General features: G+C 50.1%; 15 protein-coding genes. 7 read left to right on the forward strand and 8 right to left on the reverse strand.

The genetic code is table 11. The features are described from left to right. Positions 1 to 1,542: a diguanylate cyclase gene (locus MRJ96_16835; GenBank protein MDR4503111.1), complete on the forward strand. Its 1,542-nt coding sequence runs from the start codon at positions 1 to 3 to the stop codon at positions 1,540 to 1,542. Positions 1,543 to 1,550: 8 nt separating this feature from the next. Here MRJ96_16835 and MRJ96_16840 read toward each other — a convergent pair whose 3' ends face one another. Beyond that, positions 1,551 to 2,408 (reverse strand): HDOD domain-containing protein, encoded by an 858-nt coding sequence (locus tag MRJ96_16840; protein ID MDR4503112.1) that lies wholly within the window; start codon positions 2,406 to 2,408, stop codon positions 1,551 to 1,553. 176 nt (positions 2,409 to 2,584) lie between these two features. Then, the gene (locus MRJ96_16845; GenBank protein ID MDR4503113.1) at positions 2,585 to 3,439 is read right to left on the reverse strand and encodes a hypothetical protein; all 855 of its coding nucleotides are present in this window, start codon (positions 3,437 to 3,439) and stop codon (positions 2,585 to 2,587) included. 113 nt (positions 3,440 to 3,552) lie between these two features. Between MRJ96_16845 and pyrE the strand changes: the two genes are divergently transcribed. Beyond that, positions 3,553 to 4,131: an orotate phosphoribosyltransferase gene (gene pyrE / locus MRJ96_16850; GenBank protein ID MDR4503114.1), complete on the forward strand. Its 579-nt coding sequence runs from the start codon at positions 3,553 to 3,555 to the stop codon at positions 4,129 to 4,131. A gap of 83 nt (positions 4,132 to 4,214) precedes the next feature. On the opposite strand, the gene MRJ96_16855 is transcribed toward pyrE, so the two are convergent. Beyond that, complete coding sequence (locus MRJ96_16855; GenBank protein MDR4503115.1) at positions 4,215 to 4,523, reverse strand: hypothetical protein; 309 nt, start codon at positions 4,521 to 4,523, stop codon at positions 4,215 to 4,217. Between the two features lie 127 nt (positions 4,524 to 4,650). On the opposite strand from MRJ96_16855, the gene MRJ96_16860 reads away from it, so the two are divergent. Next, complete coding sequence (locus tag MRJ96_16860) at positions 4,651 to 5,073, forward strand: rhodanese-like domain-containing protein (GenBank protein MDR4503116.1); 423 nt, start codon at positions 4,651 to 4,653, stop codon at positions 5,071 to 5,073. An 87-nt stretch (positions 5,074 to 5,160) separates the two neighbouring features. Here the strand turns inward: MRJ96_16860 and MRJ96_16865 are convergent, their stop codons facing one another. From MRJ96_16865 to MRJ96_16875, 3 genes are read right to left on the reverse strand one after another with little or no spacing between them, the layout of a single operon-like run. Next, positions 5,161 to 6,051 (reverse strand): HD domain-containing protein, encoded by an 891-nt coding sequence (locus MRJ96_16865; protein MDR4503117.1) that lies wholly within the window; start codon positions 6,049 to 6,051, stop codon positions 5,161 to 5,163. Continuing rightward, positions 6,048 to 6,425 (reverse strand): response regulator, encoded by a 378-nt coding sequence (locus MRJ96_16870; GenBank protein MDR4503118.1) that lies wholly within the window; start codon positions 6,423 to 6,425, stop codon positions 6,048 to 6,050. The genes MRJ96_16865 and MRJ96_16870 overlap by 4 nt, the downstream gene beginning before the upstream one ends. Positions 6,426 to 6,464: 39 nt before the next feature. Next, positions 6,465 to 7,340 (reverse strand): tRNA (adenine-N1)-methyltransferase, encoded by an 876-nt coding sequence (locus MRJ96_16875; protein ID MDR4503119.1) that lies wholly within the window; start codon positions 7,338 to 7,340, stop codon positions 6,465 to 6,467. A gap of 209 nt (positions 7,341 to 7,549) precedes the next feature. Here MRJ96_16875 and MRJ96_16880 point away from each other — a divergent pair, with 209 nt between their 5' ends. The 3 genes from MRJ96_16880 to MRJ96_16890 are packed head-to-tail and all read left to right on the forward strand — an operon-like array spanning position 7,550 to position 10,468. Beyond that, a complete protein-coding gene (locus MRJ96_16880) occupies positions 7,550 to 8,908 on the forward strand; it encodes a nodulation protein NfeD (protein MDR4503120.1) in 1,359 nt (452 codons plus the stop codon). An 11-nt stretch (positions 8,909 to 8,919) separates the two neighbouring features. Continuing rightward, a complete protein-coding gene (locus MRJ96_16885; GenBank protein MDR4503121.1) occupies positions 8,920 to 9,708 on the forward strand; it encodes a slipin family protein in 789 nt (262 codons plus the stop codon). Positions 9,709 to 9,766: 58 nt separating this feature from the next. Next, entirely contained in the window at positions 9,767 to 10,468 is a 702-nt protein-coding gene (locus tag MRJ96_16890) for a TrkA family potassium uptake protein (GenBank protein MDR4503122.1), read from the forward strand. A gap of 22 nt (positions 10,469 to 10,490) precedes the next feature. Here MRJ96_16890 and MRJ96_16895 read toward each other — a convergent pair whose 3' ends face one another. Then, positions 10,491 to 11,213, reverse strand: coding sequence for a hypothetical protein (locus MRJ96_16895; GenBank protein MDR4503123.1), 723 nt, complete (start codon positions 11,211 to 11,213; stop codon positions 10,491 to 10,493). Between the two features lie 161 nt (positions 11,214 to 11,374). On the opposite strand from MRJ96_16895, the gene MRJ96_16900 reads away from it, so the two are divergent. Continuing rightward, positions 11,375 to 11,899 (forward strand): DUF2141 domain-containing protein, encoded by a 525-nt coding sequence (locus tag MRJ96_16900; protein MDR4503124.1) that lies wholly within the window; start codon positions 11,375 to 11,377, stop codon positions 11,897 to 11,899. On the opposite strand, the gene MRJ96_16905 is transcribed toward MRJ96_16900, so the two are convergent. Beyond that, positions 11,896 to 13,272 carry a glycosyltransferase family 4 protein gene (locus MRJ96_16905; protein ID MDR4503125.1) on the reverse strand — a complete coding sequence of 459 codons (1,377 nt, stop codon included), beginning with the start codon at positions 13,270 to 13,272 and terminating at the stop codon, positions 11,896 to 11,898. The genes MRJ96_16900 and MRJ96_16905 overlap by 4 nt on opposite strands. Between the last annotated feature and the right edge of the window lie 57 nt (positions 13,273 to 13,329).

Here is a 13,329-nt window from a genome sequence, read left to right on the forward strand (position 1 = left end):
ATGCGACTGCCTCCACTCATTGCCATCAGTATTGGCTTGGTTTCCTTAACCGTCACGACGATGCTGCTGGGCAATACCGTATTTTCCGTGGCGCCGGACGAGCGCCAACAACTCTTCGCCTACCGCCAAACACTCTCGGAGTCCCTCGCCGTTCAATACACAGCGCTCGCCAGTCAAGATGAGTTTGAGACCATTGAATTTGCCATGAATCAACTCGTCGCCCGCACCGACGATATCGTGTCGGCGGCCTTAGTTTCCATCAATGGAGCTACGCTGGCGGCCACAACAGCGCACCACCAAGCCTGGTCTCCACAAAAAAAAGACGAATCAACATTGGAGCATATGCAAGTCCCTATTTTCCAAGGATTGGCGAAGTGGGGAGTACTTCAGATTCGGTTTCGATCCAAACACGAGTATGGACTCCTGGCATGGGTCTCGACGCGATGGATTGGTTATCTGACGTTCGTCGCCATACTTGGCTTCTTGGCCTACTGGCTCTTCATGAAACGCACATTGCGGCACCTTGACCCATCCTCCGTGATTCCGAAACGTGTGAAGGCCGCATTGGACAATCTCGAGGAAGGCGTGGTGATCCTTGACAACCAAGATCGCATTCTCCTCACCAATACGGCATTCGTTCGGCAATCAGGAAAACAGATGTCTAATTTGCTGGGAATCAAATTGACCGAATTGCCATGGCTGATCAGCAAAGACCAGATGATGGAAGAACATTCCTGGGTGACCGCCCGACAGGAGAATTGCCCACAAACAGGATTTCCCGGCTTGCTGGCTCATGCTGAAAAGGAGGAAGTCAGAAAATTTCTGATCAACAGTTCGCCAATCACTGATGATCATGGACAGGTCACCGGCGTGCTCGTCTCCTTCAATGATGTCACCGAATTGGATGAAGCCAACGCTCAGCTCATGGACGCGCTCAAAGATTTGCACGAGAGCCGTACTGAAATCATCAAGAAAAACGAGGAACTCGAACATTTGGCGACTCGCGATCCCTTGACAGGATGCTGGAACCGCCGGGCATTTTTCGAACGATTGGAGAAAACCTACGTCAACGCGAAGCACAACGATCTGTCCCTCAGTTGTATCATGACGGATATCGATCATTTCAAATCCTTTAACGACCGGTATGGTCATGCTCTCGGAGATCAAGTAATACAGGTGTTCGTCAAAACACTGATTGAATGTCTCAGACCATCGGACATCATCGGGCGGTACGGAGGGGAAGAATTTTGCGTGATTTTACCCAACACCGATCTCACAGGAGCTCAGGAAATCGCTGAACGCATGCGCCGCAGGGTTGAGACTGAAAGTGGCACAAAAATCCGGACTACGTCTCAGCTTTCGATTACGTCGAGTTTTGGCGTCGCGACGATCGGACCGGCGATGATTGATCCATTGGAACTGCTTGATATGGCGGATAAAGCCCTGTATGAAGCCAAAGAGGGCGGGCGGAATCAGGTTGGGTTCTGGGACACTCAGATGAACGAACCGAAACTGAACTCGGCAGCCGTATTCACACGGTAAGGGGATGCTTACGCAGCATGGTCCATAGCGGGCGCGATCATTTCGAGCGTGAGATTGAGCCCTTCCTGCACAAAGGCCATGAACCGATCAAGATCCTCATCCGTTAACTCTCGCAGCTCGGCCGGCTCGAGAGACACATATGACATCCAATGCTCCCTCGGGATTTCAAGTAGCTGACATTCTTCGACGACTCCTGCGACGTGTAATATCCCAAGTTCGAGCGTGATTGCGGGGGCCGTATTCAGGTCTAAGTGATAGCGAGTCGAGTCTTGATAATTCAGTGGAAGGTTCCACATCTCTAGCAAGCGCGCACCGACTTCTCCCGCATGAAACCCGAGAAGCTTGGTCTCAAGCGTTGTCCGCGTCGTTCGTTCTTCCTTTCCCTGCTTGAGTACCTGTTGAGCCAGGTCAGGAATTTTTTGAAACATCACGAGGTGGCCGATGTCACTTAAGAGGCCTCCCACGAAAAGACGTTCACTATCGATGACATGATAGGTTTGCGCAATCACGCGAGCCAGGAGGCCTCGCTCGACGCTATTGCGCCAGAATGTTTTCATATCCATCGTTGTCGATGAGATTCTTGAAAAGGTCGTCGCCACGGCGGTCGCCAGAACGAGATCGTGCAGCGGTTGCATGCCTAAAATGCTGGCCGCACGAGAGACCGTTTCTATCCGTTCAGACAGCCCATAAAAAGGGCTGTTGACTAACTTCAAAACCCGTGCGGTCATGGCCACATCCAGAGAGAGCGCTCTGGCAAGATCCAACATCGACGCCTTCGGATCTTCAACGACCTCCCGTACTCTGAGATAGACATCAGGCATCGATGGCAAGTCATCGCAATGTTGAATGAGTTCTTCGATCGTCATGCTTTTCCCTTCAAGTCAGGAAGGATAAATGTTTTACATTTTTCCTGGTTTTTCTGATCAATTGATCGGCAATCGAGGTGGATCTCTTAAGATTGAAAAGAGAATCAGGCTCAGGCATGAAGAGGAAGACGAGAAAAGGCTCGAAAAATACGAACCACGAACGATGAGAGACGCCTCTAGCTGGTGGTATCGGCTCGCCTCAAAGCGCGCATGAGAATGGGGTCGTTCATGGCGACCTCACTCAAGGCATCCATGATGTGACCCCCTTTAGTCTTGACGAGTGCCTTGGCTTTCGAATATTGGCGCGCATTAAACCGCGCGACTGACGGTTGGCCATTGACGATTTGGCAGGCCAATACTCCGCCCGTCTTTAACTCGCAGGTTCCACCGTGATCCAGTAGGTGACGCGCTTCTTGTTGAGAGACACTATGAAATCGGGCAAAATCTTCGAGACCGCTCGTTTCCACGAGTTTCCCATCGGGCATGACGCATTTTCGTTTAAAATGCGGAGACCAGTCCTTCCGGAAATCGATATATTTGACGTCTCCGCCCCTCGCTACAGCTAGTTCCAACTTGGCGTAATCCAGGCCTAAGTTTTTTTGCTGCAAGCGTTCCTTTAATTCCTGTGGGAGCGTGCGGAAAAACACCCGGGAAGCCGCCTCTTCCATGGACAGTCCCCAACTTGTTCGTAACTGTTCTGTTTCCGCGTACTGTTCAACGTCCAATACCCAAGTTTGTTTGGGGGCTGCTCCCGAAGGATCCACCTTGCAGACGAACAATCCTTTTGTCACCAGGGAACCAGACTGTGGATACTCGTACAACCCACCCTCCAGCAAGAGTCGGCTGACGGTTTCCAGGGGAATGTCATAACTCTCAGACAAGACCTTGGCATGACTCCCAAGGTCTTCTGCCTCGGTCATGGCACAAACCATGACATTCCCTGGGGGATCATGATCGGTGTAGTTCTCAAGAATGTTATACAGAACTGGTAATTTTTCTTTTTTAAGTGGCCGTTTTTTTACCTTAAACATTCCGGTTCATCTCCTTACTGCTCTCGAGCCCGTCACGGTATTTGCATTTATCCAGTACCCAATGGTAGAAGGTGGCCCCCTTGGCTCATCCTAACACGCGAAAGGTGTTCTCCATGTCTCAACACGATCTAATCCAGGCCTTTCATTCCACGAATGCTTTTCAGTGGGATAAAACCACGGGATTTCGCCTGGCGAGTGGATTGACGAGCCCCTATTACGTCGACTGCCGTATTGTATTATCTCATCCCGGTCCACGTCACCTTGTGGCTGCACTGGCCTACGAACGGCTCCGCCCCTTGACCTTTGACGTGATTGGCGGGTTAGAGATCGGAGCCATTCCACTAGCGACCGGTATTTCCGCGTATGGCTTTACCGCAAGTCCTAGTCGTGAGTGGCGAACGTTTGTCGTGAGAAAACAAGCCAAAGATCATGGGCTCGGGAAGCTCATCGAAGGCACATTTGCCCAGGGAGAACAGGCGATCATCGTCGACGACGTGATGACGACTGGCGGTTCATTAATTCAAGCAACCCATGCCGCACGCGAGTCCGGATTGGTTGTGACGCATGCACTGGTGATCGTCGATCGTTCAGAAAATGATGGCCATCAACGCCTTCAGGAACAAGGCCTTCAATTACTGAGCCTCCTCACGTTGGACGACCTCAAGTCCGGAAGTCGAATGCCTCGCTCGTGAATCATCACACGTGTTTGTCCAAAAACTGCAAGACAGTTTTTTGCGACTGATGAATCACGAACAGACAAGGGAGGCCTTTTTCTCTACTCACATCGAAACCGAATTCCCCACCAGGTTTCGGTAATCACGTCAGACCCGGCAATCCCCTCGACGACACGTTTTCGGCCCCGTGTCGGCCCTTCCTTGATAATCGTGTAAGAACGCAGACAATATCGACTGATCTGATGGAACGCTTCTGTTCGATTGGGCGACCCCAGATGCCCATGATGTGCTTGGTAAAGGTATTGCGCGACTCCTCCCTGCTGACCTTCCGGATGAAGCATTACGCCCGCCCCACAACCCGTCAGGCACATGCACACCCCGATACTCACAAACTTGACCAACGTACTCATAACGGCATAAGATTTTTTAAGGGGAACCGTGATTGTTTATTGTCCGGGTGTCAGCTCGTGACAATATCAACGTGACGGTTGAATCATGATTCCGCAGTGGAACGACTTACCAAGGAGACGTCATATAATGCAAATCAAACATCTCATGAGAAGCCTGACAATTATCTTTCTTCTCTTTGGGCTCAGTCATGTCAGTATGGCGGCCAAACATTATGACTTAAGTGTCCAACAATTGAAGGCTGGACTTGACAAGGCTCAGCATCCCTCTCAAAAAGGCTTCATTTTAGTTGATGTACGGACACCCGAAGAACATCAGGAAGGCTTTATTCCTGGAACTGATTTTAACATCGACTATCGCGAATTACCGCAGCGTTATCGAGACCTTGGGGCTGACTTCGATGACCATATTGTCGTCTATTGTCAATCAGGGCACCGAAGTAACATCGCGGCTGACACGTTAACAAAAATCGGCTACAAACATGTCTATAACGTTGAAGGCAGCATGAATGCATGGCAAGCCGCTGGATTTGAAGTTGATCACCCTAGATAAGTCAAAAAAGATACAGGCCTTCGAGAACGTGACGTGAGACAGATGAGGAACAGAGATACCGATGAGGGACACACCGTTCCTTAGATTTTACAGCGCAAGGTCGTGAGTTTCTTCCATGACTCTGGAATAAATCTGGTCAAACTCGGTGTGCATTTCTCGAAAGGCTTCGAGCAATCGCGGATCAAAGTGAGAGGGCTTGGTTCGATCGTTTCCGTTCAACATCACATCGCAGGTCTTCTTGTGCGAAAACGCCAGCTTGTACGGGCGCCGGCTACGCAGCGCATCATAATGATCGGCCAACATCACGATACGACCCGCCAAAGGGATTGCCTCTCCTTGTAATCCATAAGGGTAACCGCTGCCATCCCATCGTTCATGGTGAGTGATCGCCACCTCCCGAGCCATGATTAATAAAGGCGACGAGGAACCGGCTAAGAGACTGGCTCCGAGGCTGGGATGCTGTTTGACCATTTCCCATTCTTCCTCTTCTAATGGACCTTGTTTCCCCAAGACGGCGTCCGGAATGCCAATTTTTCCGACATCGTGCATCGGGGCTGCGGCATACAATTGTTCAGCCTCTTCCATCGGCCATCCGATCGCAAGTGCGAGCCGTTTTGCATAATGGCTCAATCGTTCTATATGCCCTCCCGTTTCCTCATCTTTATAGCGGGAAGCCAATGACAAGCGAACGATGGTTTCGGCATAAGCCTGCTCTAATTCACGATTTTTTTGTTGTTCCGCGTCATAGGATTTTTTCAGGTCACGGGCGTAGGCCTTGAGTTGTTGATTGACCCGTTCGATTTGCCTAGTCCTCTTGGCTTCTCGCCTCAGTAATGTTTTCAGGTCGATCGCGTACTGCGTGAGCTGCGATCGAGAAGCGGCCAATTGACGTTGCGTGGCGAGGTCGTGTGCGAAGGAAGGATCATCCGGAACAGAGCCTTGATGCGGATGCGGCTTTTTCGGATCGGAGGGCTTCATCCCGCGAGGGCTTTCTCGACGGTATGAATGAGTTCTAAGGGGCTAAACGGTTTCTGCAGATAGGCAAAGATGCCGAGCGTTCGGAGTTCCGCCTGGTGCTCCGTGTCATCTTCACTCGTGAGGAGCAAAACCGGAATTCCTGTCGTAAAAGAATTCTTTCGAAGCTGACGAAGAACGGTCAAGCCATCAAGTTTGGGCATAACCCAATCCAAGATGACCAGATCTGGTTGATACTCATAGATTGCGGCAAGTCCGGCTTCCCCATCTTCTGCCGTCAGCAGACGATACTTGGAATCTTCAAGCGTGATCTCCACCAATTCTCGTATGTCCTCATCGTCATCCACGATAAGGATCGTTTTGCCTTTCGTGTCCATACACTCGATACTCTCAGCGCAATACGCGTGATACAGACGTTATACCCACTCACCATCTGACTGTTGATCCTCCATGATCAGCGTTTCGGGCTCATCCGCCCGTAGCTCCCTTAACTCACAGACGCCCTTCTCGATCTTTCGAGCCACCGTTATAAACCCCGAATGGGCGACCATGCGATGATCCGGCCGCACACTCCGTCCTTTGATATTCCATGTCCGCAACAATGTCTCAAACGTGTCGATCATCCCAAACTCTTGGGTGTTTTCCAGAGCCTGTACGGTTTGCATGACTTGCGGGATGGTCGGAACAAAGCTTAAATACAGCCCCCCGCTCCGTAATCCCTGGGCCGCATGTGGGACGACTTGCCATGGCTCGGAAAGATCAAGCACCACACGGTCAAACGGTCCCTCCTGAACATCTTCCTCTTTGATGCCCTCGAAGATATTGTCCTGTCTGAGCGTAAATTGGGGCACATCACCCATGTATCGCTGGATATTTTTCATCGCGGTTTTGGCAAAATCCTCTCGAACCTCATAACTCACGACACGTCCCTTCTCACCAACGGCTCGCAGCAACGCCATCGTTAATGAACCTGATCCGACGCCTGCCTCCAAGACCCTAGCCCCTGGATAGACATCAGCCCAAATGGTGATCATGGCCAAATCTTTTGGATAAATAACTTGCGCGCCTCTTGGCATCTTGACCGAATACTCGGCCAAGGTAGGATAGATGGCGACCATCGGCTTTCCTGTTGAAAGCTGAACCATCGTTCCATCAGGCTTGCCAATGAGTTCATCATGAGCGATTTTCTCTCCACTGATTTGGAATACATCACCGGCCTTCAAGGTCAAGGCATAATGCCGGTCTTTTTTATCGACTAAATGGATTCTTTGGCCAGCTTGAAGACGTTTCATCGTGGCGGCATTCTAACAAGCGTTCCATCTATTGCGCACCCACTCTTTTGAGGGGAACGCAAGTGGCCTATCTTGTTGTTCACTCATCGCATCGTCTAAATTCATCTTAGATTTTCCACCTGCCGTGTCATCCACTTCGGCTCATTCCTTGACACGATTCAGAATGAAACGTAATATCCAATTAGATGGGCCCTCACTGCAGGAGCCTCATGCTTGCTTCACCATTACACCAACCATTTTCTTCACCCCTGAGAAATCCTCGTCTCTTAGTCCTGGTAACGTACTTGCTCTGCCTTGGTTTCACGGCAGGCTATCATCCAACCGCCCACGCCAAAACTCCGCTCGTGATTACGGCCAGCTATGAAGGCGTGATTAATCCCGTCGCTGTTGAATATCTTCAAGAAGTCCTTCTAGAGGCTGCAGATAAGCAGGCCGCATTACTCATCTTTCAACTTGACACTCCTGGAGGATTGGACACTTCCATGCGTCTTATGGTGAAAGACATCAACCAATCCTCAATCCCCGTCGCGGTCTATGTCGCTCCCTCCGGCGGGCGAGCCGCATCGGCAGGGGTCTTTTTGACCCTCGCCGCTCCTTTCGCGGCAATGGCCCCAGGTACGAATATAGGAGCCGCGCACCCAGTCGCCATGGGAGGCGGGGAGATGGATGAGGTCATGAAAGAAAAAGTCGAAAACGATGCAGTCGCATATATCGTCTCGATCGCCGAGCGTCGAGGACGCAACATCGAATGGGCGGAAAATGCCGTTCGCAAGAGCGTCTCTGTTCCTGCTCAGGAAGCTTTGCGATTAGGACTGATTGATGTCGTGTCAGAGAGCGTACAGAACCTGCTCCATCAGTTGGATGGAAAAACAACCTCCATCAACTCGCAACCGGTCACGTTACATACGACGAACGCCCGAATACAGCACATCCCCATGTCCTGGCGGCTGGAAGTACTCAAGGCATTAAGCGACCCCAATATTGCGTATATTCTCATGACCATCGGCACGATCGGAATGATCGCCGAACTGTATAATCCTGGAGCCATCCTTCCAGGGGTGGTCGGCGCCATTAGCCTGATCCTCGCCTTTTATTCGCTGCAAACGTTGCCAGTGAATTATGCAGGGGTGTTGCTTCTCATCCTTGGTCTCGTCATGTTGATGTTAGAAGTGATGGTCACGAGTTTTGGGCTGTTAGCCATCGGCGGGGTTACCGCCCTTATCCTAGGGTCCTTGATGCTTATTAAGGAAGGCTATCCGTTTTACCAACTCTCCTGGTCCATCATTATTCCCATGGTGACGCTCTTGACAGGATTTATTCTCCTCATCGTCACATTCAGCCTGAAATCGCTCAAGAGACGGACGGTCACCGGGTCCGAAGGATTGATTGGCATGACGGGATCAGCTAAAACGGACCTGCTCCCCAGTGGTCAAATTTTTGTCCACGGGGAACTCTGGGAGGCGATCAGTGAGGCCCCTCTTCGAGCTGGCGATCCCCTTGAAGTCACCGGTATAGATGGGTTAACCCTGCATGTCAAACCCACGGCTCCAACTCATCCCACTGTCTAATCATGGAGGTTATGGTGAATCCATCGTATGTATTGCTGTTGATCGGTTTCATAGCCTTGGTCACCAAAGGCTTTTACGTGCTCCGGGAATATGAGCGAGCCGTCATTTTTCGATTTGGACGCCTTGCGAGCGGCATCATAGGCGGCCATGGGCCAGGCGTTATCATCATTCTTCCGTTCATCGATAAACTCGTCCGCGTCAGTCTTCGAACCGTAACGATGGATGTTCCCCCGCAGGATGTCATTACCAAAGACAATGTCTCGGTCAAGGTCAATGCGGTCATCTACTTTCGGGTGGTAGAAGCCCAAAAAGCCATCGTTGACGTCGAAGATTACTATTATGCGACTTCCATGATCGCGCAAACGACCTTGCGGAGCGTACTTGGTCAGAGTCAACTCGATGACTTACTGTCCAAACGCGATGAAATCAATGCCGACCTCCAGCGCATTATCGATCAGGCCACCGAGCCTTGGGGGATAAAGGTGACGGCAGTGGAAGTCAAGAACGTCGATCTTCCACACGAAATGCAACGAGCCATCGCGCGACAAGCGGAAGCGGAACGGGAACGCCGATCAAAAGTCATCCATGCGGAGGGCGAATACCAAGCATCACAACGTCTGGCGGATGCTGCGAACGTGCTCTCGCAAAACCCTGCAGCCATTCAGCTCCGATACTTAGAAACCATGATGAGTATTGCCGGTGACAAGAATTCTACTATACTTTTCCCTCTCCCAATCGATATCCTTAGTTCATTCATGAAATCATCCGAGCGAACGACGCCCGACATCAGACAAACGTGATCTAGCAAGCATCCCACACACCAACACCCATAGAGATTGCACTGAGATGGAGTAATCGATGAAACGATTTTTTGCCGTAATCGGTCTGGGACGATTCGGGTACAGCGTTGCCGAAACCCTCATCAATAAAGGCTGCGAAGTCTTAGCCATCGACCGGGATGAGGAAAAGATCCAGGCAATCAGCGACATCGCGACATTTGCCGTTCAATGCGATGCGACGGATGAACGCGCGCTGAAAGCCGTGAGTGCCCAGAATGTCGATGTGGCGGTGGTCAGCATCGGGGAAAATATTGAAGCCAGCATCCTGATCGTTCAAACCTTAAAAGAGATGGGCGTCCAATCGATCGTCGCGAAAGCCGTCGCTCCCATCCAAGGAAAAATCTTAAAGAACCTCGGCGTCAATGAGGTGATTTACCCGGAGCGGGATACCGCGATCCGTCTTGCCCATCGCTTAGTTTCGCCTAACGTCTTGGAATACCTCGAACTGGCTCCCGGATACAGTATCGAAGAAGTGTCCGTTTCAGATCAACTGTCTGGACTGAGCATCGGCGAGTCTAAAATTCGTGAACAACACAATCTAAACATCATTGGCATCAAAAAACAGGTGACGCGTATGGTGAAGGGACGAATGATGGTCGGAGAGTCATTTCATTTCACACCTTCCCCAGATGAAGTCATCGAAAAAGGTGATGTGCTAGTGTTGATGGGTCGTGCCGAAGACTTTGATCGATTCAGTAGTGCCGAAGAAGAACGAACGTAATGATCCTTCAGCAAGCATTCATTTAATACTCTTCGACAGGTTTCTTGCTCAAACCGAAAAAACGAGAGAGTTGTTCTAATGGGTTATGTCGTTTAATGGCTACCATAAAGACTCTTCGCATCCGATTTTCCGGACACCGAATTTCCTTCATGCCATGCCACGAATTCTCGGTTCGAGCAAACAACAAGCTATAATTTCCGATCGCCTTGGAGGGGATAGTTGAAGAAAATTCATCAAAACTTGGAGCTGACTTTCGTTCAAGTTTCCCGCCATCATCAAGAATAAGTGTTTCTCCTCCCCACTCTGGGCTCCAATCCTGCTCCGTATTCATGTAGAACAAATGGGCACCAATCTTGTTCTTATGGTCACAGTGAGGAGAAATCGAACAGCCATTGGGAGTGTAAAACCAAAAAAAGTCCAACTCAAATGACCGACACTGGAAAAAGGTCTTTAAGAAGTTTCCATATTTTTGACCTTGAAGTTCCTGTATGAATTCTGCCCAAGGCCTTGCCAAAGATAAATCTTTTCGATACTTGAGTGTATATCGATCGTGACTTTTTTGCCCATATTTTCTCGCTCGCCCAAACGTCGAGGTAAATATCGCTTGCTCCGGCAACGTCTCCAGCAATGAGCGATAGCGATCTTCATACAACATGCCATAGGGATTAATCCATGGATAGGGCGTCTGTTGTTGAAAGGCTCGGGAGGGAAGGCTCTCAAGCATCTCCGCATTTAAGTAGTGCATGGTCGACCAAATTGGATAAAATGCTAGAAACTCGGGTTTGAAAGCCAATAGTCATACATGAAGGTTATGAACGTAAAGATCTTGAACAATGATGTCAACAGGCATCCATTCGTTGATCGAGAAACAAGAAGCCACGTAACACATGGAAGCTCACAATCGCCATGCCACACGATCAAGCCATTCACAGTTTGACTAAGACATTGTGCCGGCGATCCTTTTCTCTGATCTTGTTCGTTTTTTTCTCGTTATCCAACTTAACGCTACCGGCTCTTAACGAGGCGTCGGCTGCGGCCCCCTCAGACAACTGTGTCAGATCCGCATATCCCATCCTGATTCACGTACATGGACTTCGCAATGCACAGGGGTCGATCAAGGCAAAACTCTATGGAGAGAATCCAGAGGAATTTCTTGTCACGGGGAAAAAGCTCGATTCAAAACGGGAATCAGTCAACCAGCCTGTTACCATCGTCTGCCTACAAGCCCCGCAACCCGGCATCTATGCCATTGTCGTACATCACGACGAAAACAGCAATAAGAAATTAGACCGAAATTGGATCGGAATTCCCAAAGAAGGTGTCGGTTTTTCGAATAATCCAGAATTGTTTCTAGCTGCACCTGAATTTCACGATGTGACATTTCACGTCGTGGATGGCACGACGAAATTAGATATTACGATCCAATATTAGCCATTAGACAAATTGACTGTTTTAGCTTTCTTAAGGCCTGTATCCCCTTTTATCACTCGTCTAATTTTTTTTCGACCTTCACGCGCCAGCATCCAACTTGTTTGCCTCCACATGTTGGCATCACTTGGGGCTGCTTTCAATGCTCGCCCTAACAACTTCAGGGCCCATGACCACTCATCTAGCCGGAACAACATTTTAGCCCCGCGGACATATTCACACGCCTTGACCCAGTGTTTCACGTTTGGTCCAAATTCATCAAAACATCCGGACAGTTCCGTCGAGACTGGCTTCAATCCCCAGGAAGACGTTTCTTGCACGAACTCACAGGGGACTGAATTTGTTCGCCGGCCCCGAAAATTTGCGATTGCCCGCTCATACAATTGGCTCAAACGTTCTTTCGTGTGCTCCCATGATCGTTCTTGAATGACCGTCGCTCGTGCCGCTTGACCTATTTGTTGTCCAAGTGCTCGATTACCTATGAGTTCCAACGTCCTGTCAACAAAGAGATCGGGACGATCAAAAGGGACGATCCATCCGTTTTGTCCATGCTCTACTAAATCCAACGCCGCTCCAACCGGCGTTGACAGACATGGAATGCCACTGGCCATCGCTTCAAGAAGCGGGACAGGACCTCCTTCGACGCGAGACGTGACCCAATAGACATCAAGCGCTCTATATGACCTCGCCACACTCCCATGATCGAGTTGGTAGGGAATATGAACCGAATGAATCTGTTCTTGATTCAATCGTCGAACCAGAGCCTTCCATCCTGGACCAACGATTAAAGCCACCAGATTCGCGCACCTCTTCTGCATCTTTTTGAGCCCGCTCACTAAACAATCCATGCCCTTTCTTCCGTCATTATCACTCGTGCGTCTGCCAGAGAATCCTATCACCACCGCATCATCAGGAATTTTCAGCATGCGTCGAGTATCGCCGCGCTCAAGCCGTGTGGCTGGATGAAACGCCTGGTGGTCGACGGCAAAAGGGACTACACTGACTTTCTCCTTTGGAAAACCTCGATCTAATACATAGTGCTGCCATTGCCCAGATACCGTCATAATGGCATCCGCATCATCGAGAAACCGGACATGCGTACTCGAATCGACATGATGAAGCGTCACCGCGACAGGCACGCGACCGCAAAATGGCTCCATCGTCTTGGTGTTCAAGAAGTGGACAACATCAAACGATAGAGGAAATCGTCCAAATCGCCACAGAAACTGTCTGACCATGTATTGCGATGCGATGATCGCCTCGATACGTGGATTGTCCGTTACAACGTGCCTGGCAAAATTCCCGGTCGCCCAATACAACGAATCGACCAGAAGCAGGACACGAAGCTTGCGATGGTCGGACATGGTCGGTTGCATGGGTTCTCTTAAAATGACTCAGCTTGACGACATAGACCAGACAGGTATGGTCAGGTG

This window comes from Nitrospirales bacterium (assembly GCA_031315865.1).
In the GTDB taxonomy this organism is placed as follows: domain Bacteria; phylum Nitrospirota; class Nitrospiria; order Nitrospirales; family UBA8639; genus JAGQKC01.